Below are 24,050 nucleotides of genomic sequence, written 5' to 3' on the forward strand. Positions count from 1 at the left end.
ATCTAGGACTGGCCTTGGGTTACGGTCAAAAAACCAACCCCTTACGCCAGCAGGACGATATTCCCCTCTATGTCATTCCCAGTATCGCCTACTATGGTGAAAACTGGTTTTTTGATAACGGTAATCTGGGACTGACCCTGGCTGAATCGGAAAACTACACCATTAATCTGGTGACGGCCTACAGCAAAGAGCGGGCTTTTTTCTATCGCTGGGACCCCAGTAATGTATTTACTTTCGGTGGCAGCTCTCAGATCTCCAAGGCCACCGAGAGTCGCGCGGCACCCATGATGTTAATGCAAGCCAATGAACCACCAAAAGTATTTAATGAATTGGAAAACAGACACTTTACATTTCTTGGCGGAGCCGAGGCTTTTTTTTACACTCAATACGGTATACTGAATCTTTCGCTTACTCATGATATGTTCAATGTTCACCGGGGCACTGAGGCCAAAGCCAGGTGGTTGTATCATCTGAATTTGGAACGCTGGAAACTTGAGTTCGCCCTGAATATAGAGTGGAAGAGTAAAGAAATAGTCGATTATTACTTTGGCGTAAGACCAAGCGAGAATGCCTATTGGAGTCAGGCTTACCAGGGGAGTTCAGGCTTTAACCGCGGGCTGGAGTTTACCGGCCGTTATAGCCTCAACGAGGACTGGGATCTTATATTGGGACTGCGTTATACCAAACTTGCCGATGAAATAGCCAAGAGCCCTCTGCTGGATGAAGATGATGTCAGGGCTTTTTTCATTGGTGCTGCCTATAGGTTTTAAACAAGGTGCGCATAGCAAACAGCTGGCGTTGGCTGTTCCTGCTGCTGATGTTGTCAATGATATTTGCAACCAAGGTGCAGGCTGACCCAGATAATAACAATCAAGAAATCAAGCTGGCTATCACACCTCAGCTCTGTATTCTCAAGAGTGAAGAGGACACCTGTTCGCTTGATGTCAGTTTAAGCTGGACTAATACAAATGGTGCGGTTTGTATCCTTTCTGATTATGAAGGGTTACAACGTTGGTGCAGTGAAACTGAAGATGTGCACAGCCTCACATTCCGGCTCACAACCAGTGAGGACATTCATTTTGTCATGGTAGATAAAGACACATGGCAAACCTTAGCCGGCGTTTACTTTAGAACGACCCCCGTATCTGACACCAATGTCAGGCGCAGATATCGCAACCCTTGGAGTTTATTCTGATGACCTCAGCGCAATCGACTCACCGAGTTTTATTGGTAGAAGACGATATTCGTCTTGCCAACCTTATTGTGGATTATCTCAAGTCCCATGGCATGCATGTAGAAGTTGAGCGCCGCGGTGACACAGTTTTGACCCGACTGCTCAACTACAAACCTGATATTATCTTGCTGGACATCATGCTACCAGGCATGGATGGACTGTCGCTGTGCGAAAAACTACCGGATTACTTTGCCGGCCCTATCCTGCTGATGAGCGCACTTGGCTCCAATGAAGATCAAATCAAAGGCCTGGAACTGGGAGCCGATGACTATGTGGTTAAACCGGTTGACCCGGCACTCCTGGTCGCGCGGATCAACAATCTGCTAAGACGTCATACCAAACCACCTATGGCAGAATCTCACTGCCTGAGCTTTGGCAAGCTGAGCATAGATCCTCACACCCAGGCAATTCGTCTGGGCGATAAAGAGGTGGATCTCACCAGTCACGAATTTGAACTCCTGTGGCTGCTGGCATCCCAGGCCGGCCAAGTACTGAGCCGCCAATATATCTATCAGTGCCTGCTGAATATCGACTTCGATGGCAAGGATCGCAAGATAGACGTACGTATCTCCCGCCTGCGTAAAAAACTGGGCGATAACATAGAAACGCCATTCAGGATCAAGACGGTTTGGGGCCAGGGATATCTATTTGCCCCCGAAGCCTGGAACAGCTAATCCCCAAATAGGTTACCGCGTGAAACGCCTCTTCATCAGTTTGTATCTACTGATCAGCCTGAGCTTTCTCGGGCTGGGATGGACCCTAGACGCCCTTTGGCAGCAACACGATGACGAGGCGGAACTCTTGGCCGATGCGCCACTTATGGCCATGGCTGCCATCTTGAAGCCCATGAGCCCAGAACAGCGGCAACAGGCGATCGCCACCGCCAATGTCAATGCCACCTATCCATTGCGTCTGTTCAGTGCCGACAAGATCACCCTGGCCGATGATGGCGAGTTAGCTCCCGGTGAAGTCTTCACTACCCTGACCAACTCAGGTAGACAGATGCAGTTTATCCGCCTGGACCAACAGGTGCTGATGACAGGCCCGATAGACACAGATCCCAGAGCCAGACTGCGTGGCCTATTCACCCTGTTTTTCTATCTGTCGCTGGCCGGTGTGGCCTTGGTTTGGGTCTGGCCGCTATCGAGAGATCTTAAGGTGCTCAAACAAGCAACTGAAGCCCTCGGACAAGCCAAATGGGATACCCGTATCAAGCTATCGCCCCGCTCTCAGGTAAAGCCCCTGGCGCACACTTTCAATGAGATGGCACGGCATATCGGTGCTCTTATCGACAACCAACGACACCTGGCCAATGCTGTATCCCACGAGATCCGCACGCCGCTGGCCAGACTCAAGTTTGCCCTGGCGCTGATCCCCAACTATTGCCGTGAAGGAGCCGATGAAACCGCCAGAGCCGACTTTATTGCCGGCATGACAGAAGATGTCAAAGAGATGGAATCCTTGCTGCAGGAGATGCTCACCTACGCCAGCCTGGAGTCGGCCCAAACAGGGCTGAGACAGGAGAGCTGCGATCTCACCGCCCTCTGCCGCCAGGTGATAGACAGACTGCAGAGCCTGAGCCCGATTCCAATAACCCTGGATAGTTCCGTCGCCAAACTGCCCTTCACCTGTGAACCGGCCTTGATTGAAAGAGCACTGCAAAACCTGCTCACCAATGCCCAGCGCTTTGCCGAAAGCCAAATTCAGGTGACTCTGAGTGATGAAAAAGACAGGGTGACTATTGAGGTTAAAGACGATGGTGAAGGGATCCCCGAAGAGGAACAACGCAAGATATTCGAGCCCTTTGTCCGCAGCGATACCTCACGCAACAACAATAAAGGCTTTGGGCTGGGGCTGGCAATAATCAAGCGTATAGCCGAACGCCATCATGGGGAAATCCTGCTATTCAGCCGCCCCGGGGAAACCCGTTTTTGCATCAGCCTGCCCAAGCGTGAACTCAATCGAGACTGAAATCACTGAAGTCCAGAGGCTCGTCTGCGTCGTCTTTGGCATCAAAGTCCAGGCTGTGATTCAACTGCAGCTCTTCCACCTTTAGCTGCGCCCTGCGCGCCTTTATTTGCGCCAGTTGCCAACGCCGTTTACGCGCCTTGCACAGGCGAATAACATCCAACTTGCGGGCGTTGGAAAAATTGAGCCAATCAAACCTCTCTTCACGGTTACGGAAACAACCTTTGCAATAGCCCTTGGCATCTGTCTGGCAGACACCGATACAGGGGCTGGGGATATCAAAAAAGACCAGTTGTTCCATAGGGGCGTAAATGCAGGCTCTATCTGATGGGTAAACCTTAGGTATATCATCTCATTCTTAAAAAGGCGATTTTTTATCCACTTCTTGCACTAACGGCCGCTTTGGCACAAAGTCACAGGGTAAGGTATATCCCTTCACGGAGGACAAGCGATGACATTCAGGACACTCTTGCTGCTGTTACCCCTGCTGCTGACAGCCTGCGCCCAGCAGCCGAAACAGGACTACGACCCGGGATACAGCTTCGCCAAGCTACAAAAGTTCACCTCCCTGCCGATTTCCAGCAGCGATGATCCCCTGAGCGCCGAGCGGATCAATCAAGCGATTGTCGACACGCTGAAAAGCAAACAATTTACTGAAGTCACTGAGTCAGCGGACTTCAAGGTTTCCTTTGCCTTTCGCACAACAGATAAGCCAAAAGACTCAGGCCTCTCCATCGGCCTTGGCAGCGGCACCTGGGGCTCTGGCGGCGGCATTGGCGTGGGCACCAGTGTAGGTGTACCCCTGGGCGCCGATGCCAAACTCCAGACCATACAAATCGATATCATAGAGGCGAGTAGCAACCGCCTCATCTGGCGCGGCAGCGATCAGTTCAGCTTCAGCGATGGCGGTGAAGGTAAGGCAGAGGCAACCCGGGAAACCGTGATGCGGATCCTGAGCCAGTTTCCGCCTCAACCGTGAGCCATCACAGTGCGGCCGTTGGCCCATTGACGCAGGGCGTTGAGCTTTTCGGCCATCACTACAGATAAGGGGCGGGTCCGACTCAGGGCATCGAGCAGCCAGGCCTGATTGGCCTCCTGCCCAGCCGCCCTCGCGGCATAACGGGCAGAAATAACCGCCTGCTCTATCTCGGCGCCGGAGAAACCTTCACTGGCGCTTGCCAGACTCGCCAATTCCAGCGCGGCCGGATCGATATTGCGCTTACGGCAGTGGATACGGAAGATCTCCTCCCGGGTGGAGCTGTCCGGCAGGTCGACAAAAAATATCTCATCCAGGCGTCCCTTACGCAGCAGCTCGGGAGGCAGCGCGCTGATATCATTGGCGGTCGCCACCATAAAGACTTCGGACTTGCGCTCTGCCATCCAGGTCAGCAGGGTGCCGAGGATCCGCTTCGAGGTGCCTTCATCGCTGTTACTGCTGCCCAGCCCCTTTTCAATTTCATCTATCCACAATACGCAGGGCGCCATCAATTCCGCCATCTCCAGCGCTTTCTTGAGGTTGCGCTCCGTCTCGCCTATGTACTTATTGTAGAGTCCGGCCATATCCAGGCGCAGTAAAGGCCGCTGCCAGATCCCGGCCACCGCCTTGGCCGCCAGGCTCTTGCCGCTGCCCTGCACCCCGAGCAGCATCACGCCCTTGGGCTTATCGAATGCTTGCGCATCGCTACCAAGGCGCCTGTGGCTCAGCCACTCCTTGAGTCTGGAAAGCCCGGCGACATCGGCAAAGTCACAGGTGTCATACTCAAATTGCAGCACACCTTCCATATCCAAAAGCGCAAACTTGGCCTTGTTGACCACGGGATTATCCGAGTGACACAAGGCGCCATCATCCCAGATGGCCTTACGGGCAAGACGGCGGGCATCGGCATGGCTCAGACCGCGAAGATTACCGGCAAGCAGTGGGATCACGGCTTCATCGAGACGATTCAAGGCCCCTTTGGCTCGGGCCAGGCGCGCTTCCTCTATGATGAGGTTTTCCAACTGGGCCTGCCCTGGCATGGAAAGGGAGAAATGAGCGCAGTATCGGCTCAGTTCAGGGGGAACATCAAAAGCGTGGCTGACCATCACCAGGGTGTTCTGCAAGGTTTCATGCTCAAGGGCAATCTCCTTGATCATTCTCACGTTACGCGGCGCATCGACCACATAGGGGTGAAAGTCACAGAGCACATAGATCCCCTGCTGCTGGCTGGCCTTGATATGCGCCAGAATATCGGTCGGTTCGGCATTGAATTTCTGCACCCCAACTTCCCTGTCCAGCCGCTTGAGCCCCTGGGTAACACTCCAGCCATACAGGGGCCGCATCAGTACACCGGCCACTCGTTTGAGCAGCCCCAATACCCTGGGCTCCTCATACGTTTCAATTATCACCAAGGGTGTACCGCCCCTGAGCACCCCGGTTAAGTCTTTGACATCCTGCATTCTGGCTTCCCGCACGATAATAACGGACTTAAGAATAACAAAATTCCAACATTCGCCACAGCAACGCAAGCAGTGATCCAGCGCACAATTTATCAAGCCTTCCGCCCAAGTCGATTACCAAAGGGTAAACTAGCAAAAAAATCCGCTGCCACAGGCAGCTACAATAACCAAAGGTACCCACACTATGTTAGGCACTCCCCTTAGCCAAGGCGCCGTGCGCGCCATGCTGCTCGGCTGCGGCGAACTGGGCAAAGAAGTTGCGATTGAACTGCAGCGCCTGGGCGTCGAAGTCATCGGCGTCGACCGCTACCCCAATGCCCCTGCCATGCAAGTCAGCCATCGTTTTCATGTGGTCAACATGCTCGATCCCGAGGCGCTGCGCGCCGTCATCGAGCTGGAAAAACCCCATCTGGTCATTCCGGAAATCGAAGCCATAGCCACAGCGACGCTGGCGCAAATGGAGGCCGAAGGCCTGAAGGTGGTACCCACCGCCAGAGCCACCCAGTTGACCATGGACAGAGAAGGCATTCGCCGTCTGGCGGCAGAGACGTTGGGGATCCCCACCTCGCCCTACGTCTTTTGTGACACTGAGGCAGAATTCAATCAGGCGGTGGCCAAAATAGGTTTGCCCTGCGTGGTCAAGCCTGTGATGAGCTCATCGGGCAAGGGCCAGAGCGTGATCCGCGAACAAGCTCAGATAGCCGCGGCCTGGGAGTATGCTCAGCAAGGTGGCCGCGCCGGTCAAGGCCGGGTGATAGTCGAAGGCTTTGTGCCTTTCGACTACGAAATCACCCTGCTCACCATAAGTGCAGTCAACGGCATTCATTTCTGTGCGCCTATAGGCCACAGGCAGGAAGACGGTGACTACCGCGAATCCTGGCAGCCACAGGCCATGAGCCAAGTGGCCCTGGAAAAGGCGCAACAGATAGGCGCCAAAGTGGTTGAGGCGCTCGGTGGTCATGGTTTGTTTGGGGTAGAACTCTTTATCAAGGGCGATGAAGTCTACTTCTCTGAAGTCTCGCCCCGCCCACACGACACCGGCATGGTGACCCTGATAAGCCAGGATCTGTCCGAGTTTGCCCTGCACGTGCGTGCCATTCTCGGATTGCCGATCGCCAATATCCGCCAACAGGGCCCCAGCGCTTCGGCTGTGGTGCTCAAAGAAGGCGACTCAAACAACCTGCGCTACACGGGCCTTGCTGCAGCGCTGAGCGAAGCCGACACCCAGCTGCGACTGTTCGGCAAGCCGGAGATCCATGGTCGCCGCCGTCTGGGAGTTGCCCTGGCAAGGGATCTGGATATTCAAAGTGCCATAGACAAGGCGCTGCGCTCTGCTGCCAAAGTGGAAGTGATTTTTTAAAAGAGACCGCCATGAGCCAGCATTTTCAGGGTAAGTATGAAGTGGAACTCAAGTTCCGTCTGAATGAATCTTGCAGCAAACAACAACTGCTTGAGCGCATCAATGCCATGGAGCATGAGTGCATGTTTGCCGATAATCAGGAGGACGACTGCTACTTCGATACCCCGGATGGTCAACTGGCCGCGGCGGACAAGTCACTGTGCATCCGGGAGATGCAGCCATCCAACAATCTGCTGTGGATCCTCAAGGGCCCAGGAGCGGATTGCTGTGAGGCGGTCAATATCTCGGATGCCGCCAGGGCCCGCAGCATGCTCAGCGCCATGGGCTATGTGCCGGTGCAGCGGCTGCAAAAATGCCGCAGCATCTACTTTATCGGCAAGTGGCATATGACGCTGGACAGCCTGGCGGGGCTCGGCGATTTTGCCGAGCTGGCGATCATGACCGACGATAGCGATAAGCTGGAGCAGCTTCGCAGCGAGCTTTGGCAACTGGCGGCCCGGTTCGGGCTGACCCAAGCCATGTTGGAGCCCTGCTCCTATCGGCAACTGTGCCGCACTATACCTTATTATTGAGTTAAACCTGGTTAACTGAGTCTCCGTCAATAAAGGCGCGCAGATTGTCCACGGCAATATCCAACAGCTTCTGCCTGGCTTCTATTGTCGCCCAGGCATTGTGCGGACTTATGCTGACGCCTTTGGCATTGAGTAAGGGGTTGTCAGGCATTGGAGGCTCACTGGAGAGCACATCCACTCCGGCCCGCAACTTGCCCTGATTAAGTGCTGTGGCAAGCGCATTTTCATCCACCAGCCCACCACGGGCGGTATTGATCAAAATAACCCCGGGCTTTAACAGCTGCAGCGAGTCTTGATTGATCATCTTCTCAGTCGCCGATGTCAGCGGGCAGTGCAGCGAAATCACATCGGCTTCACGATACAGCTGCTCCAGTGGCGCCCAGCTGATGCCTTCGGCCAGGTCATGGCGCTCGGTTCGGGTATGCAGCAGCACCCGCATCCCCAGCGCCCTGGCAATATTCGCCACTCGCGAGCCTATATCACCATAACCGACTATTCCCATCACCTTGCCCGTGAGTGACATCAGCGGTGACAGCGTAAAACAGAAGTCGGCGCACTGGCTCCAGGCCCCCGCCGCCACAGCCTGGTGGTGCTGCGCCACTTGTTGGGTGTGATACAAGAGATGGGCAAAGACCATCTGCGCCACCGCATCCGGACCATAGCCAGGCACATTGGTGACTGTGATGCCAAGGTCGCCGGCGGCCTGTAAGTCGACCACATTGGTGCCCGTGGCAAGAATGCCTACGTACTTGAGCCCGGGCAGCGCCGCCAGTTGCTGCGCCCCGAGCACTGTCTTGTTGGTGAGCAGAATATCGGCGCCTTGGGCGCGTTGCTGCACAAGCTCAGCCGGAGTTCTGTCATAGACGCTAAGCTCCCCAAGCGCCTTGAGTGGCGACCAATCGAGATCGCCGGGATTGAGACAAAAGCCATCCAGAACCACTATTTTAAAGCTCATACTCACCTCCTTATTGCCTGCTCAGAAACGGTATCTTAACCCCAGATTGGCCTGTCCCTGCCACAGAGTATCGCCCTTGATATGCCATAAGCACTGATTGACATCGCAAAACAGGCTGCTGTCGCTGCTTATCAGGGTCGCATAACCGCGCACATCGGCAAACAGGGATAGCTGCTCCAGCAGTTGGTAATCCAGCCCCAGCCCAAGTCCCATGGAAAAACGGGTCTCATTACTGCCATACTCGGGACGCAGTTGCGTCAAACCGGCACTGGCGGTGACATAGGGCCGCAGCTTGCCTTTAGGGAAATAGAGCGTGCCCCCCAGATGCAGATAATCAACGCTGAGGTCCATCAGCTTGTCAGCGCCCGGAAAACCATTGCCACTGAGCTCAGTGCCCTGATGGGAGTAAAGCAGATACATGTCACCCGGATCTGACGTCGTCAGCCCCAACATAAAGCCAAAATGACCGGCCTCGGTAATATCCGCACTATTGTTGTCATTAACTGCGCTTTCGCTGGACCTATAGTCCAGATCATTGCCGCCAAAGCTGTAACCGCCGAACGGCGCAACAAACACTTCGGCCTGAGCCTGACCGCTCAGGGCCAAAAGCAAGGGAATTGAATAAGCAAGTTTCATGGCGCTCTCCTTGGGTGAACCCTCTTTAACAGTATGAGCCGCCCCCCAAGGGCTAGGCTCAGCGCATTCCTCTACTGCTCTTGACCCTGTCGTAAGCCGCCTGAATATCCTGAGCCTTACGCTTGGCCAACTCCATCATCTCTTCCGGTAAGCCCTTGGCTACCAATTTATCCGGATGATGTTCATTCATCAATTTACGATAGGCGCGTTTGACATCCTGATCGCTGGCGGACTCTGAAAGCCCCAAGACTTCATAGGCATCGGCAACCGATGGTCTATGATCGCCGGGCGCTTGCTGAAAGCGAAACTCTGCCTGCCAACGCTTGAGCAGCTCATCGAGCTGAAAGCTGCTGAATCCCAGCTCTCTGGCAATCACCTGCAGTATTGCATATTCCTTGTCCTGCAGCTCACCGTCAGACAGGGCTGTCTGGATTTGAATTTCCAGAAACATCTGCTGCACTTCCCGGCGACCAAAGGTGATGCGCCGAAAACGGCGCAGGCTGGCTTCCAGTTCAAAGTCCGGCTCCTTGCCCTCGCGAAACGCCTGCTGGGCATCTTTTCGCGCTGTGCCGCTGAGGCGCAACATATCCATCAGACTGGTGGCCATGCGGATATCATTTTCAGTCACCCGTCCAGAAGCCTTGGCGATATGCCCCATAACGGCAAAAGTGGTGTTGAAAAACTCAGCCTGCCGACTGCCGGCACTTTCCCCCTGAGCAGCTGCCATCCGCTTGTCATATAGATGTCCAAGCCAGATCCCCAGTAAGGCACCGAAGAAACGCCCGAACATAAAGCCGATGACACCGCCGAAAAATTTACCCCAAATACGCATCTGTTATCCCATAGTGTGCCCGCACTTGGCCGGGCCAATATTCAATCTTGAACTGTCTTATCTTGTGTCTGCTTGCGGGCTCGTGGTTAAACAGCCCCTTTGGCCTGCCTCAGCTCCAGCTGTTGCAACCTGTCCAGCGTGCCGACATCACACCAATAACCCGTGAAATGACTGCCGCTGATAAGCCCCTGCGCCATCTTTTGCCGCAGCAGCGGCGCCAAGGCAAAATGTGTTTGGGTTACCCCATCGAATAACTCGGGGCGATATATTCCCACCCCGGAGAAAGTGTATCTGGGCATGCCATTGTCACTGACCCTCGAATGGCCGAATGTTTGCGGCAGCAAGGCGAAGTCTCCCTCGGGATGCTGCGCCGGGTTATCCACCAGAAACAGGTGCGCCAGAGTATCGGCAGCCAAATTGGACAGCTCAGGCATGGCATCGATAAACACATCGCCGTTAATCACCAAAAAAGGTGCATTACCCAGCAGTGGCAGGGCTTTCTTGATCCCGCCGCCGGTTTCCAGCGCTTCAATCTCACGGCTGTAATGAATCGTCACGCCAAAACGGCTGCCGTCTCCCAGGTGTTCAATCAGTTTGTCCGCCTGCCAAGCGCAGTTGATCACCAATTCTGTCACGCCCATGGTGGCCAAACGTTCAATGTGATACTCAATCAAGGGCTTACCGGCCACGGGCACCAGGGGTTTAGGTAGCTTATCGGTCAAAGGGCGCAGACGCTCCCCTCTACCGGCAGCCAGAATCATCGCCTTCATTTTTGCTCCTGTGCCTCTGCTTGTGGTCTGGACTGTAATTGAGACTGGGTTTGAGCCTGTTGCTGAGTCAGCGGCAATAACTTCAGTCTTACCCAGGAGGAAAGCGCCTGCAACTGAGGATAACGCTCACAGATATCTGCCACATAGCCGAGTGTAAGCGGTATATCCTTGAGATAACCTGACTTGCCATCTCTGTGGTGCAAGCGGGCAAAGATACCCGCCGCCTTCAGGTGTCGCTGCACTCCCATAAGATCGAACCAGCGACTGAAGGTGGCATAATCAACATCTTTGCCAACCAACCCCAGCTCGCGACACTGTTCAAAGAAGGCTTTGAGCAGCGGCTCGACTATCGCATCCGGCCAACGTATATAGCAATCTCTCAGCAGCGAGACTGCATCATAGGTCACAGGTCCCAATACGGCATCCTGAAAATCTATTACCCAAAGCTTACCTTCTTTAAGCATCAGATTACGGCTGTGAAAATCCCTGTGCATACCGACCTGGGGTTGCGCAAGCGCGCTGACAGTCAGAATAGCAAAGCTTTCGGCCAACATAGTATGCTCAGCGGCTGTCAGGGAGACTTGCCAGTGTTTTTCCAGTAGCCATTCGCTGAAAATCGCCAGCTCGCGCTCGACAAAGGCCGCATCATAGTCGGGCAAAGGGCCAAGCTCACTTTCCCGCACCGCCGCGATATCCGGCAAAATCGCCAGCGCCTTGAGATACCAAGCACTCACATTGGTTTCAGTCAACTCGGGCAACAACAAGTTATCGCCAAGATCCTGCTGCAGGATAAAGCCCTCCGCCTCATTGAACTCAAGCACCTTGGGCACTCGGATACCCGCTTGATGATATGCCCGTGCCAAAGCAATAAAGGGCTTGTTATCCAATAAGTTGGGAGGAGAGTCCGTGACTATGTAATCACAATCATCAACATTGAGACGAAAATAACGCCGGAAGCTGGCGTCACCGGAAATCAGCTTGGCTTGCAAGGGCTTACCGAAAAGTTGCTGCAACCAGCACGACATGGAAAGAAATCTGGGGTCAGACAAGGTCATCTCATGGCTCTTGACGAAAAATTGCTTTATTATACCGAGGTAAAAAACAGGAAACAGCCAATAAATACAGAGTTTTTTATGGCTGCGTTGCCCGAGGCAGGATGCAACTTTTCCCTCCGAATACTTGTCCAGACAAAGAAATCTAAATAATTGACCTAAGATGCAGATCCGATATTTTCTGGCACTGAGCCTTTTACCCCCCCTGACGCTGGCTGAACCCCTTTCTCAGGAGGGCGGCAACAACGCTCAATGTGTTATCTTGCCTCCGGTTCCCTACCATCAGGTTGGGGAAAGCAGCGGCCCTTTGGCCGATCAAAAAATACAGATCCATTCGGATGCCTCTTCGGCACAATTGGGGCTCGAGGCCAGCTTTGAAGGCAATGTGACCTTTTCTCAGGCCGGGCGCAAAATTTCCGCCGAAAGAGCCACGGTCAACCAGCAGGAGCAACAATTAACCGCTCAGGGTAACTTGGTATTTCAAGACCCGCTGTTTACCGTGACCGCCGACTCGCTGATGGCACAGATGCGTTCCAATAACGCTACCCTTGAAGGGGCACAGTACTGGCTTCACGGTCAGCAGGTTCACGGGGATGCCCAGAAACTGGAAATCACCCAAAACAACAACCTGATCCTGAACAACACCAACTTCACCACTTGCCCACCGGATAATGTCTCCTGGCTGCTGGAAGCCGAGAAGATCAAAATCGACAGCAAAGAAGAGTGGGGGGAAATCTGGGACGCCAAACTCAGAATAGGCGGGGTGCCGGTATTCTATATTCCTTACATGACAGTGCCGGTTTCGGAGAAACGCAAGACAGGTTTCCTGTTCCCCAGTTTCAGTTCCAGCACCACCAACGGGGTGGAATTTGCCGCGCCGTTTTATTGGAACATAGCCCCCGAATACGATCTGACCTTCACCCCACACTATATGTCGTCGCGGGGCTTGTTTACCAAGACAGAATTCCGCTATTTGTTGGGTGATGCAGGTAATCGACAAACGCCTACAGGCCAGTTCAACCTGGAATACCTGGGCAGCGATAACATGCTTGATGGCAGCCCCAACCGCTATATGTATCACTGGGAACACAGCGACGCCCTGGATGAAAACTGGCGGGTGCTGGCCAACTATACCGATGTCTCGGACAACAACTACTTCAACGATCTCAACTCTGATGTCAATCGTGCCACGGACAACCAGTTGTCCCGGGTTGGTGAAATCGCCTATTTCACCGACAACTGGGACTTCAGTGCCAGAGTGCAGGACATCAAAGTATTGGGCAAGGAAGAACGGCCCTATCAGGTGATGCCGCAGTTGAACTTCAACTACCGCACTCCGGGAATGTGGCAAGGCTTGGATTTCAACTTCGCCTCAGAGATAACCAACTTCCGTCACAAAGAAGATATCTACACCACGGCAACACGGGTACATATGGAGCCCAGTATCCTTCTGCCTATTCACGGCCCGGCAGGCTCACTGACCAGTGAAGTCAAGCTGATGCAAACCAACTACTGGCAGCACAATATTCAGCAGTCCGAGCAGGAGAGTAGTATAAGCCGTACCTTGCCTCAGGTGAGAATTCACGGTCAGATAAACTTCGAGCGCTATACCGACTACTTTAATCAAAACTATCGCCAGACATTGGAACCTCAATTCCAGTATCTGTATGTCGGCTATGAAGACCAGTCCAAAATCGGTCTTTATGACACGGGTGAACTGCAACAGGACTATTTCGGCCTGTTCCGCGACCGCCGCTTTTCGGGGCTGGATCGCATCGCCGATGCCAACCAGTTGACCCTGGGTCTGACCACCCGCCTGTTTGATGAACGTAACCTGGAACAACTGAAGTTCAGCCTGGGCCAGATCATCTATTTCGATGACAGCAAGGTCAGCCTCTATGAAGATGACCTCACAGAGCAGCCATCCACTTCGGTACTGGCCGCTGAGCTGGATGCCCGAGTCTACAAAGACTGGTTTGTCAGTGGTGCTATTCAATACGATACCCGTAACAGCTCCAACAAGAAGAGCGAAGCATCTCTGGACTACCGCCCCGGCCCCAACAAGCTGCTACAGTTCAGCTATCGTTATGTGCCAGATCTGCTCAACAGTAACACCAACGACAGAGTGGATATCTCCCAGGCTGGTTTCCGTACTACCTGGCCTATTACCGATGAACTCTATTTTGTCGGCAACTGGTATTACGACCTCAAAGAGGAACGCTCGGTGGAAAGCTATACCGGCTTCCAGTACGAATCATGCTGCTGGGCAGTGCGTTTGAGCTACCACTACCGCATCAAGACCAACTATGAGGACGATCTCAGGAGTGCTGCCCCCAACGAACGCGAAATGTTCGAAACCGGCGTCTACCTCAACTTTGTGATCAAAGGTCTCGGTGGCTCAGGTCCTCTGGGGGTCAACGACATGTTGGATGAAGGTCTGTTCAACTACCGCAAACCACTTTATCTGAGGAATTAATCAAGATTTGTGGTAGATTGCTGAACCTCGGACAGGACAGAGAGTCCAATCTGGACAACCCGGGCCGCTGCCATCGGCGGCCAACGAAACGAAAATGTGGCAAGGATTTTGTGGATGAAACCCTGTAAGAAACTGATTTTTGGATTTTTTGCTCTAATCATGAGCCAGGCTTCCCTGGCGGCACCACAACTGCTGGATCGCGTTGCGGTGCAAATCAACGACGGCATAGTGCTGGAAAGTGAAGTCCAGAACATGGTCGACACAGTCAAGGCCAACGCCAAAGCCGCCGGCCAGAGTCTGCCTTCAGATCAGGCACTGCGCACCCAGGTTATTGAGCGTTTGATCCTGACCCGTCTGCAACTGCAGATGGCCGACCGTATCGGCCTGCATATCGGGGATCTGCAGCTGGACCAAACTATAGAGAATATCGCCAAGCAACAGAACATGACGGTCGCCCAGATGCGTGCCGAGATTGAAGCCGATGGCAACAGCTTCAGTCAATACCGCGAGCAACTGCGTGAAGAAGTGACTCTGGGTGAAATCCAGCGCATTCAAGTACAACGCCGAATCCAGGTTTCACCCCAGGAGATCAACAGCCTGGTGAAACTGATCAAGGAACAGGGCCTGAAAGACGTCGAATATCAGGTTGGCCACATACTGATCGAAGTGCCTTCCAACCCCAGCTCAGAGCAATTGGAAGCGGCCAGTAAACGTGCCAATACCGTATTGGAACGTCTGAAATCCGGCGCAAACTTCCGTGAAACAGCCATTGCTTCCTCCGCAGGCCCCAAAGCGCTGGAAGGTGGTATCTGGGACTACATGAACATCAATGAGATGCCAACCCTGTTTGCCGAAGTCATTGCTGATGCCAAAACAGGCGACATCATAGGCCCCATTAAGAGTGGTGCCGGCTTCCATATCATCAAGATTATGGATGCCCGCGGCCTACAGACTCAGGAAGTTGAGGAAGTCAGAGCCCGCCATATTCTGCTCAAGCCATCACCAATTCTGTCTGAAGATAGAGCTAAAGCGATGTTGCAGCAGTTCCTCAAACAGATCCGCAGCGGTGAAGCCAAGTTTGAAGATCTGGCGCGCCAGTATTCGGAAGATCCCGGCAGCGCCACCAAAGGCGGTGAGCTGGGATGGGCTGCCCCAAGCATTTATGTGCCCGAGTTTGCCCAAACACTCAACAGCCTGAAGCAAGGTGAAATCAGTGAGCCCTTCCGTTCAACCCACGGCTGGCACATCACTCAGCTGGAAGAGAGACGCAAAACCGATGCCACGGATCAGTTCAATACCAACCGTGCGCATCAGTTGATCTTCCGCCGCAAATTCAACGAAGAGTTACAAAACTGGCTGGACGAAATGCGGGCCGACGCATACATTGAACTCTTCGACCCAGAAACTGAAAGAGGTTAAGTCGCTTGGATATTAAACGTATTGCCATTACCCCCGGAGAGCCTGCCGGCATAGGTCCGGATCTGGTAGTACAGCTGGCGCAGCGCGACTGGCCGGCCGAGCTGGTTGTGTGCGCGGATCCTGCCTTATTGCAAGCGCGCGCCAAGATGCTGGGGCTCAGTCTCCAGCTCAAGCCTTATCAACCAAGCCAAGCAGCCAAGCCACAGCAAGCCGGTAGTTTGACCATAGTGCCCTTTCCCATGGCCTGTGAGCCGCGCTGCGGCGTGCTCAATGAGCAAAACAGCGCCTATGTGGTCGACACCCTGCGTTATGCGGGTGAAAAGAACATGAACGGCGAATTTGATGCCGTGGTGACAGGCCCGGTCCACAAGGGCATTATCAATCAGGCCGGGATCCCTTTTTCCGGCCATACCGAGTTTTTTGCCCATCAGGCCGGTTGCCAGGATGTGGTGATGATGCTCGCCTGCCCAGGTCTGCAGGTAGCCTTGGTGACCACTCACATTCCACTGGCTTACGTTTCCAAGGCGATCACCCGTGAACGCCTGCATCAGATCATCAGGATACTGCACCAGGACTTGGTGAATAAGTTTGCCCTGGACAACCCCAAGATTTATGTCTGTGGCCTCAATCCCCATGCCGGTGAAGATGGCCATCTGGGTCGGGAAGAGCTGGATGTGATCATCCCGGCGCTGAACGAGCTCAGAGAGCAGGAGCAGATGCGCATTATAGGCCCTCTGCCTGCCGATACCCTGTTCCAACCCAAATATCTGCAAGACGCCGATGTGGTGCTGGCCATGTACCACGACCAGGGCCTGCCCGTGCTCAAATCACAGGGCTTTGGCAAGTCGGTCAACATTACGCTGGGCCTGCCCTATATCCGCACTTCGGTGGATCATGGCACGGCACTGGAACTCGCAGGCACAGGCAAGGCCGATATCGGCAGCTTCGTCTGTGCACTCAACAAGGCCATAGAACTGGCCGGTAAAAACTGATCCAACTGAGTATCAATGAGCAATAAAGTACACTTAGGCCATACCGCCAGAAAACGTTTCGGACAAAACTTCCTGACCGACGACAATGTGATCAACCGTATTGTGGCGGCTATCGCCCCGGATAATGAGCATGTCATGGTCGAAATCGGCCCGGGTCTTGCAGCCCTGACCGAACCTGTGGCCAGTGCCATAGACAAGCTGACCGTGGTCGAGCTGGATAGAGATCTGGTGGAACGTCTGAAGCAGCACCCGGTATTGAAAGACAAGCTGGAAATCCATCAGGGTGATGCCCTGCAGTTTGACTTCAACAAACTCATGGTAGAGGGCAAGAAGCTCAAGGTCTTCGGTAACCTGCCATACAATATCTCCACGCCGCTGATGTTCCATCTGTTTGAATATGCCGAGCAGATCACCAACATGCACTTCATGTTGCAAAAAGAGGTGGTACTGCGGCTTTCAGCCAGCCCGGGCAGCAAGGCCTATGGCCGCCTCACCGTCATGGCCCAATACTATTGCCAGATAGTGCCGGTACTGGAAGTGCCTCCGGGCAGCTTCACGCCGCCACCTAAAGTCGATTCCGCCGTGGTGCGCCTGGTGCCCTATGAAACCAAACCCTGGCCGGCCAAAGACGTTGCCATGCTCAGCAAGGTAACCAGCACCGCCTTCAATATGCGCCGCAAGACCCTGAGGAATAACCTCAAGGGGCTGCTTGATGATGCCGATTATGAGACCCTGGGAATCGATCCCGGCCTCAGACCCGAGCAGATCAGCGTCGAGCAATATGTCGCCATCGCCAACTTACTGAGCGACCGCCAGGCATAACATCCGGACGCCGGTCGGCGTCCTTCCTTTCCATCAGAGATTTTGGCCAGGAACTTAAGATGAATCCCCAGAAAAGCCGTATCAGAGTCGAGGTGCAGACCCAGTATATAGAACACCAGTCTGCGCCGGATGAAGACAAGTATCTTTTCAGCTACACCATTACTATTATCAACCTGGGTGATGAGGCGGTGACCCTCAAGAGTCGCCACTGGGTGATAACAGATGGCAATGGTCAACAAAGCGAAGTTCAGGGTGCTGGTGTCGTCGGCGAAACTCCGAGGATCAAGCCCAATACCGCCTACCAATACAGCAGCGGCACAGTGCTGGAAACGCCGCTGGGCTTTATGGAAGGCAGCTACCTGATGGAAACCGATTCGGGCGAGAGTTTCTATGCCCAGATCCCTCCTTTCCGCCTGGCTGTACCCGGCCAGGTGCACTAATGGGCAGATAACTGTGGCTCACTATTTTGTCGGCGATATTCAAGGCTGTTTCAACGAGTTGCAACGCCTGTTGGAGAAAGTCGATTTTAATCCCTCCAAGGACGAGCTGTGGGCGGTCGGCGATCTGGTCGCCCGCGGTCCGGATTCTCTCTCGACCTTGAGATTCTTCCGCGATCTCGGCGACTCGGCCAAGTCTGTGCTAGGTAATCATGACCTGCATCTACTGGCCGTCAAGGCCGGGCTCAAACGCGCCAAACCCAGCGACAAGCTACAACCGCTACTGGACGCTACAGATATCGACAGTCTCATCGACTGGATTAGAAACCAGCCTTTGATGCGTGAGTTGCCCGAACACAAACTCATCATGACCCACGCAGGCGTGCCGCCCCAGTGGGACATCCAAACCTTGCGACAGGAAGCGGACGCCGTCAGCCAGGCGTTGCAAAGAGCTGACTATTTAGACTGTCTCATCGCCCGGATGTACACAGAAGAGCCGGAAGACTGGTCCGATGCACTCAGTGGCCTGCCCAGACTCAGGTACTGTATCAACGCCCTGACCCGAATGCGTTACCTCTATCTCGACGGCACTCTGGACTTCAGCTGCAAGGTGCCGCCGGCCAAATGCGAAGATCCCAATCTCAAACCCTGGTTTTTATTCCCATCCAACACAGCTGACTACACCCGGGTCTTTGGTCATTGGGCCGCCCTGATGGGCAAGGTCGATGGCGAAAGACTGCAGGCGCTGGATACCGGCTGCTGTTGGGGAGAACACCTGACACTCTGGCACCTGGAAACCGATCAAAAAATTACCCAATCCAGGTTAAAAAAAGGTTAAGCTTAGCTGACATACGCCGATAACCATTTGGTAACGTGCCTATGAAAACTAAAAGATTTTTCCAAGAGAAAAACCACAACCTTATCCGGAGTAGCCTATGAAGTTGAATGTAGCAACCCGGGTCATAGCAGGATTTGCCGTAGTCACCCTGCTATTGATCCTGCTTGGTGCTGTTTCCTGGTTCACCAACAATGAACTGAAAAACACCACGGAAGTTCTACAACAACTGAGTATTCCGGCACTGAAATCAACCGGCGAACTGAGTGAAACCCTCAGCGAGCAGCAAAGGTTGGTTCTGGTGGGTTACCATGTCCCCAAGGCCAATAAGCTGCCGCCGCTCCAACAGCTGTTTGGTAGTCAAAAGCAAAGCTTCAAGGCGCAATTTGCCAGTCTGTCGAAACTGGTACAGCACGAACCCGGACTCAAAGAGATCCTGCCCCAAGTAGAGCGCAATTATCAGGCCTTTATCAACACCAGCGAACGCATGATGGCCGACCACCTCAGTGCGCTGGAACAGCAGGAAAGCCTCAATAAACAGCGGGATCAATTGGAGACAACCGCCGATGATGCCGCCAGTCTGCTGCTGGACCTGATGGTTCTTGAGCAAAGTGAAAACACCACAGAGCGGGAAATTGCCGCTTCTGCCGCAGCACTGGACAGCAATGTCACAAATCTGATCAGCACGGTTTACGATCTGGTGGCCACCGAAGACCGCAGCAAATACGAAATCATAGTCAAAGAACTTGGCTATATCAGCAACGAAGCCGAGGCCAAACTGGAATACATCAGTCGTCACGGCACAGGTGTCATTGATACCGACATGCTCAATGAGTTGACCAGCGAGCTTGGCAAACTCAACCAGCATCTTAAAGGCAAAAACTCGATTCAGGCCCAGAAAGCAACCCAACTTGAACTCAAGGCCAGTACTCAGGTGGCACTGGCTCAAGTGGAAACCGACAAACAAAATGCCAATCAGGCAATGGCGGCTCTTTCCGGGGCCATCGAAACCCTGACCAACGAGATCAATGCCAAAACCCTGGCCAGTATCGACTCGGCCAGTATGCAGACCCTATTGGTGGTGCTGGTAGCTATTGTGGTAGCCATAGCCGTGAGTATTGCCGTGGTGAAACCACTGACCGCATCACTCAACCGTATCAATCAAGCATTGAATATCCTCGCTTCCGGTGACTTGACCCATAAACTGGATGACTCAGGCGAGGATGAGTTTGCCGAGCTTTCCCGCAACTGCAACCGCCTTATCGACAGTCTCAGAGGTCTTATTCGCGGCATTTTGGATAGATCCAACCAGTTGGCAGCCGCCGCCGAACAAACCTCGGCAGTCACCTCACAAACCACTATCGGGGTCCAGGAGCAAAAGAGTCAGGTAGATCAGGTAGCCACAGCCACCACAGAGCTGAGCTCAAGTGCCCAGCAGGTATCCCACAGCGCAGATCACGCCCTGAGCCAGATTAAACAGGCCGATGAAGAAGCTCAGAATATGCGGATCATTGCCGAGGAAAACCGCCGCACCATAGAAGCACTGGCCGACGAAGTCGCCAAGGCGGGACAGGTGATCAACAAGGTGCACTCCGACAGCGACGCCATTGGCTCGATTCTGGATGTTATTCGCGGCATTGCCGAGCAAACCAATCTACTGGCTCTCAACGCCGCCATCGAGGCCGCCAGAGCCGGTGAACAGGGACGCGGCTTTGCCGTTGTGGCCGATGAGGTACGCAACCTCGCCTCCCGCACCCAGGAATCGACCCAGGAGATCCAGCAGATGATCCAGGTGCTGCAAACAGGCACCCAAGAGGCGGTCGCTGTCATGGAACAGGGCCGCGCCCAGGCCAACTCCTGCGTCGCCAAGACAGAGCAAGCCAATCAGGCTCTGGAAGCTATCAGCGAATCAGTACATCAAGCCTTCGATGCCGGCACCCAAATCGCCAACGCCGCTCAGGAGCAGAACCTGGTCAGCCAGCAGGTTTCAGAAAAACTGGAACATATTGCACTGATCTCGGAAGAAACCGCCTCAGGCGCCGATCAGACCGCCCAATCCAGCCATCAGGTGGCGCAACTCGCCGAAGAGTTGCAGGCTTCGGTTGGCGAGTTTAAAGTTTAACGCCAATGGTTGGCCGGAGCCGAGAATGTTTCACCGTCTGAATAGAGAGAAAATTCGGCGCTCAATCCAGAGGTCAGTGGATTGACGCCCCAAAGACTCCAAAGCAGAGCCAGGCTTTGGGGCTCAAAGAAGGCATAAATCCACCATTGGTTATTCCCCTCATCGATTACTTCTGTGTTTCACCTCTACCTACAGCAACAGGCACAAGCAACAAAAGTGACACAAAAACCTGTTTTATTTATTGACAATCAACCTCTGTCGCTTGTTAGCTTGCAGATAAGGAAATTAGCGGGAGCTTTCAATGGAATACAGACGTATCCCCCACTCTACTCTGGAAGTAAGTAAACTGTGCCTCGGCACCATGACCTGGGGCGAGCAAAACTGCCAGGCCGAGGCCTTCGCCCAGTTGGATATGGCCCTAGCCGAAGGGATTAACTTTATCGACACTGCCGAGATGTATCCGGTGCCGCCAAAACCCGAGACTCAGGGTGAGACCGAACGCATTCTTGGCGCCTACCTCAAGGCCCGCGGCAACAGAGACAACCTGGTGATTGCCACCAAGGTGGCGGCTCCCGGCGGCAAGAGTGACTATATCCGCAGCAAGATGGCACTGGACTGGCGCAATATCCAGCTGGCGGTGGATGCATCGTTGCAGCGCCTGGGCGTAGACTGTATCGATCTCTACCAAATCCACTGGCCCCACAGAAACTGTAACTTCTTCGGCGAACTCTTCTATGAGCAGCAGGAGCAGGAGTCGATGACTCCCATCCTGGATACCCTAGAAGCCTTGAGCGAAGTGATCCGCGCCGGCAAGGTGCGCTATATAGGGGTCTCCAACGAAACGCCCTGGGGCCTGATGAAATACCTGCAACTGGCTGAGAAACACGGCCTGCCGCGAATTGTCAGCGTGCAGAACCCCTATAACCTGTTGAATCGCAGCTTTGAAGTGGGCATGAGTGAAATAAGCCACCGCGAGGAGTTACCACTGCTGGCCTACTCGCCATTGGCCTTCGGTACCCTCACAGGCAAGTACCTCGACGGTCAGTGGCCGGCAGGCGCCAGGTTGACCCTGTTCAAGCGCTTCGCCCGCTATACCGGCACCGAGTTGGCGCTTGAGGCCACCGAGGCCTACGTCAAGCTGGCCCAAAAATTCCACCTGAGCCCGGCGCAGATGGCACTGGCATTCGTCAACTCCCGTCCCTTTGTGGGCAGCAATATCATAGGCGCCACCAATCTGGAGCAGTTAAAGGAGAACATTGCCGCCTCGCAGCTTAAGCTGAGTGATGAACTGCTCGGTGAGCTCAACTCGCTGTCGAGCCGATTTCGCCTGCCCTGTCCTTAAGGGTTGAGATATTTCGCCTTGCATTGGGCGCACAAATCCATAAAGATCTGTGCGCCCTTTTGATTGAAGATCCACAGCAATGAGCACTCCACAATTGCGCGCCCAGTTTCCCGCGCTCACCCAGATGTTGGGGGATTATCCCCTGGTCTATCTCGACACGGCCGCCACCAGCCAAAAACCCCGGCGGGTGCTGGAAGCTATGGCGCGTTTCTACCGTGAAGATTGCGCCAATGTGCACAGAGCGGCCCATCAGCTTTCCGCCCGGGCGACCCAGGCCTACGAAGCTGTGCGTGATGCCTTGCAAGATTTTATCCATGCCGCCCGGCGGGAAGAGATCATCTTCACCCACGGCACCACCGAAGCCATCAACCTGCTGGCCTGGGGCCTTGGCGAGCGCTTTGGCAAGGATGACCTCATTCTGGTCGACAGCTGCGCTCATCACGCCAATCTGCTGCCCTGGCAACAACTGGCCAAACGCAGTGGTGCCAGGCTGGAACCCATACCACTGGATAAAGATCTGCGCCTCGATAAGGCGGCCTTTGGCCTGCTGCTCCAGCAAAAGCCCAAATTGGTGGCCCTCAGTCACGTCTCCAATGTATTGGGTACAGTCAATGACATAGCAGGCCTGTGTCAGGATATTCGCGCCGCCGGTGCCATAAGTGTGGTGGATGGTGCCCAGGCCGTTGCCCACCTGCCGCTGGATATGCAGCAACTGGGGTGCGACTTTTATGCTTTTTCCGGCCACAAGATGTATGGCCCCAGCGGCATAGGCGTACTCTGGGGCCGCTATGAGTTGCTGGACACCCTGGAGCCACTGCTAACCGGCGGTGAGATGATAAAAACCGTCAGTTTCCAGGGCAGTACATTTGGCGACTTGCCCAACCGCCTCGAGGCCGGCACCCCGCCGATAGCCGAGGTCATAGGTCTGGGAGAGGCCATCGCCTTTCTTGAGCAGCAGGACAGACAAGCCCTGGCGCTTGCCGAACAAAAACTGCTGAACAAACTGCAACAGGGGTTATCCGCCATTGCCGGGGTCGAGCTTTACGCCGCTCACAGAGATAATCTGGGCGCCGTGGCCTTTAATCTTAAGGGCGAGCATCACCAGGATGTAGGCATACTGCTGGATCAACAAGGCATAGCGGTACGCTGCGGCCATCATTGCGCCATGCCACTGATGTCGCTGATGGGTATCAAGGGCTGCTGCCGGGCCTCTGTGGGGATCTACACTGATGAGCAAGATATCAAACGTTTTCTCGATGCCCTGAAGGCAAGCGCCGAACTACTGGGATACTGAACCATGACAGAGCAAACACTCACTGCTGCCGACTTTATCCAATTTGCCAAGCAAACCCAGGTGCCCCTGGCCGACTTATTTGAAGCCGTCTCTTCGGCCAATAATTGGCAGGACAGATACCGCCAGTTAATGCAAGGAGCCAAGCTGTTACCGGCCCTGCCACCCGAGCTGCAAACTGAAGCCGCCCGGGTACGCGGCTGTGAAAGCGCCGCCTGGCTCTACCACTACCAAATCGATGGCAAGCATCTGTTTATTGCCGACAGCGAGGCCCGCATCGTCAAGGGGCTGATCGCCTTGTTGCTGCATGCTATGAATAACAGCGACAGCCAAACCCTGGCGCAATTTGAGCCCAAGGCTTATCTCAAGCAACTGGGTTTGGAGGGGCAACTGAGCCCATCCCGCAGCAACGGCCTCTATGCCCTGATAAGCAGAATCATCGAGCTCAGCCAGTGCTAATGCCATGATGCTTTTTTCAGCGCTTCAACTATCAAGCTCA

24 protein-coding genes are annotated in these 24,050 nt (G+C 54.2%); 17 read left to right on the forward strand and 7 right to left on the reverse strand.

Going from position 1 to position 24,050, the window contains the following annotated elements; all coding sequences use genetic code 11:
• Positions 1 to 14 precede the first annotated feature (14 nt).
• The 4 genes from CX650_RS07085 to CX650_RS07100 are packed head-to-tail and all read left to right on the forward strand — an operon-like array spanning position 15 to position 3,205.
• Positions 15 to 770 (forward strand): MipA/OmpV family protein, encoded by a 756-nt coding sequence (locus tag CX650_RS07085; protein WP_229799903.1) that lies wholly within the window; start codon positions 15 to 17, stop codon positions 768 to 770.
• Between the two features lie 5 nt (positions 771 to 775).
• Entirely contained in the window at positions 776 to 1,195 is a 420-nt protein-coding gene (locus CX650_RS07090) for a DUF3019 domain-containing protein (RefSeq protein ID WP_039033170.1), read from the forward strand.
• Positions 1,195 to 1,908, forward strand: coding sequence for a response regulator (locus CX650_RS07095; protein ID WP_039033169.1), 714 nt, complete (start codon positions 1,195 to 1,197; stop codon positions 1,906 to 1,908). The genes CX650_RS07090 and CX650_RS07095 overlap by 1 nt, the downstream gene beginning before the upstream one ends.
• Before the next feature lie 19 nt (positions 1,909 to 1,927).
• Entirely contained in the window at positions 1,928 to 3,205 is a 1,278-nt protein-coding gene (locus CX650_RS07100; protein WP_101095415.1) for an ATP-binding protein, read from the forward strand.
• On the opposite strand, the gene CX650_RS07105 is transcribed toward CX650_RS07100, so the two are convergent.
• Positions 3,192 to 3,503: a DUF1289 domain-containing protein gene (locus tag CX650_RS07105; protein WP_039033167.1), complete on the reverse strand. Its 312-nt coding sequence runs from the start codon at positions 3,501 to 3,503 to the stop codon at positions 3,192 to 3,194. The two genes, CX650_RS07100 and CX650_RS07105, sit on opposite strands and share 14 nt — an antisense overlap.
• Before the next feature lie 150 nt (positions 3,504 to 3,653).
• Here CX650_RS07105 and CX650_RS07110 point away from each other — a divergent pair, with 150 nt between their 5' ends.
• The gene (locus CX650_RS07110) at positions 3,654 to 4,181 is read left to right on the forward strand and encodes a DUF4136 domain-containing protein (RefSeq protein ID WP_039033166.1); all 528 of its coding nucleotides are present in this window, start codon (positions 3,654 to 3,656) and stop codon (positions 4,179 to 4,181) included.
• Here CX650_RS07110 and CX650_RS07115 read toward each other — a convergent pair.
• Entirely contained in the window at positions 4,172 to 5,638 is a 1,467-nt protein-coding gene (locus CX650_RS07115; RefSeq protein ID WP_101095416.1) for an AAA family ATPase, read from the reverse strand. The two genes, CX650_RS07110 and CX650_RS07115, sit on opposite strands and share 10 nt — an antisense overlap.
• 184 nt (positions 5,639 to 5,822) lie before the next feature.
• Here CX650_RS07115 and purT point away from each other — a divergent pair, with 184 nt between their 5' ends.
• A complete protein-coding gene (purT, locus tag CX650_RS07120; RefSeq protein ID WP_101095417.1) occupies positions 5,823 to 6,998 on the forward strand; it encodes a formate-dependent phosphoribosylglycinamide formyltransferase in 1,176 nt (391 codons plus the stop codon).
• An 11-nt stretch (positions 6,999 to 7,009) separates the two neighbouring features.
• The gene (locus CX650_RS07125) at positions 7,010 to 7,570 is read left to right on the forward strand and encodes a class IV adenylate cyclase (protein ID WP_101095418.1); all 561 of its coding nucleotides are present in this window, start codon (positions 7,010 to 7,012) and stop codon (positions 7,568 to 7,570) included.
• A gap of 1 nt (position 7,571) precedes the next feature.
• Here the strand turns inward: CX650_RS07125 and CX650_RS07130 are convergent, their stop codons facing one another.
• From CX650_RS07130 to CX650_RS07150, 5 genes are all read right to left on the reverse strand, one after another.
• Positions 7,572 to 8,525 (reverse strand): D-2-hydroxyacid dehydrogenase, encoded by a 954-nt coding sequence (locus CX650_RS07130; RefSeq protein ID WP_101095419.1) that lies wholly within the window; start codon positions 8,523 to 8,525, stop codon positions 7,572 to 7,574.
• A gap of 21 nt (positions 8,526 to 8,546) precedes the next feature.
• The gene (locus tag CX650_RS07135) at positions 8,547 to 9,161 is read right to left on the reverse strand and encodes an outer membrane beta-barrel protein (protein WP_101095420.1); all 615 of its coding nucleotides are present in this window, start codon (positions 9,159 to 9,161) and stop codon (positions 8,547 to 8,549) included.
• 58 nt (positions 9,162 to 9,219) lie between these two features.
• On the reverse strand, positions 9,220 to 9,993 hold the full coding sequence (djlA, locus tag CX650_RS07140; RefSeq protein WP_101095421.1) for a co-chaperone DjlA: 774 nt from the start codon (positions 9,991 to 9,993) through the stop codon (positions 9,220 to 9,222).
• An 86-nt stretch (positions 9,994 to 10,079) separates the two neighbouring features.
• Positions 10,080 to 10,763: an N-acetylmuramate alpha-1-phosphate uridylyltransferase MurU gene (murU, locus tag CX650_RS07145; RefSeq protein WP_101095422.1), complete on the reverse strand. Its 684-nt coding sequence runs from the start codon at positions 10,761 to 10,763 to the stop codon at positions 10,080 to 10,082.
• On the reverse strand, positions 10,760 to 11,818 hold the full coding sequence (locus CX650_RS07150) for an aminoglycoside phosphotransferase family protein (RefSeq protein WP_101095423.1): 1,059 nt from the start codon (positions 11,816 to 11,818) through the stop codon (positions 10,760 to 10,762). The genes murU and CX650_RS07150 overlap by 4 nt, the downstream gene beginning before the upstream one ends.
• 160 nt (positions 11,819 to 11,978) lie before the next feature.
• On the opposite strand from CX650_RS07150, the gene lptD reads away from it, so the two are divergent.
• From lptD to CX650_RS07200, 10 genes are all read left to right on the forward strand, one after another.
• A complete protein-coding gene (gene lptD, locus CX650_RS07155) occupies positions 11,979 to 14,291 on the forward strand; it encodes an LPS assembly protein LptD (RefSeq protein WP_101095424.1) in 2,313 nt (770 codons plus the stop codon).
• A 114-nt stretch (positions 14,292 to 14,405) separates the two neighbouring features.
• Positions 14,406 to 15,710, forward strand: a complete 1,305-nt coding sequence (surA, locus tag CX650_RS07160) for a peptidylprolyl isomerase SurA (protein ID WP_101095425.1) — start codon at positions 14,406 to 14,408, stop codon at positions 15,708 to 15,710.
• Between the two features lie 5 nt (positions 15,711 to 15,715).
• Complete coding sequence (pdxA, locus tag CX650_RS07165; RefSeq protein ID WP_025889251.1) at positions 15,716 to 16,702, forward strand: 4-hydroxythreonine-4-phosphate dehydrogenase PdxA; 987 nt, start codon at positions 15,716 to 15,718, stop codon at positions 16,700 to 16,702.
• Positions 16,703 to 16,717: 15 nt separating this feature from the next.
• Positions 16,718 to 17,524, forward strand: coding sequence for a 16S rRNA (adenine(1518)-N(6)/adenine(1519)-N(6))-dimethyltransferase RsmA (gene rsmA / locus CX650_RS07170; RefSeq protein ID WP_039033155.1), 807 nt, complete (start codon positions 16,718 to 16,720; stop codon positions 17,522 to 17,524).
• Between the two features lie 59 nt (positions 17,525 to 17,583).
• Positions 17,584 to 17,964, forward strand: coding sequence for a Co2+/Mg2+ efflux protein ApaG (apaG, locus tag CX650_RS07175; protein WP_101095426.1), 381 nt, complete (start codon positions 17,584 to 17,586; stop codon positions 17,962 to 17,964).
• Positions 17,965 to 17,977: 13 nt separating this feature from the next.
• Positions 17,978 to 18,799 carry a symmetrical bis(5'-nucleosyl)-tetraphosphatase gene (locus CX650_RS07180; RefSeq protein WP_101095427.1) on the forward strand — a complete coding sequence of 274 codons (822 nt, stop codon included), beginning with the start codon at positions 17,978 to 17,980 and terminating at the stop codon, positions 18,797 to 18,799.
• Positions 18,800 to 18,896: 97 nt separating this feature from the next.
• Entirely contained in the window at positions 18,897 to 20,918 is a 2,022-nt protein-coding gene (locus CX650_RS07185; RefSeq protein ID WP_101095428.1) for a methyl-accepting chemotaxis protein, read from the forward strand.
• Between the two features lie 301 nt (positions 20,919 to 21,219).
• The gene (locus CX650_RS07190) at positions 21,220 to 22,260 is read left to right on the forward strand and encodes an NADP(H)-dependent aldo-keto reductase (protein WP_101095429.1); all 1,041 of its coding nucleotides are present in this window, start codon (positions 21,220 to 21,222) and stop codon (positions 22,258 to 22,260) included.
• 79 nt (positions 22,261 to 22,339) lie between these two features.
• The gene (locus tag CX650_RS07195; protein ID WP_101095430.1) at positions 22,340 to 23,554 is read left to right on the forward strand and encodes an aminotransferase class V-fold PLP-dependent enzyme; all 1,215 of its coding nucleotides are present in this window, start codon (positions 22,340 to 22,342) and stop codon (positions 23,552 to 23,554) included.
• Between the two features lie 3 nt (positions 23,555 to 23,557).
• Complete coding sequence (locus CX650_RS07200) at positions 23,558 to 24,010, forward strand: SufE family protein (RefSeq protein ID WP_101095431.1); 453 nt, start codon at positions 23,558 to 23,560, stop codon at positions 24,008 to 24,010.
• Positions 24,011 to 24,050 lie beyond the last annotated feature (40 nt).

It is taken from the genome of Shewanella indica, assembly GCF_002836975.1.
GTDB lineage: Bacteria > Pseudomonadota > Gammaproteobacteria > Enterobacterales > Shewanellaceae > Shewanella > Shewanella indica.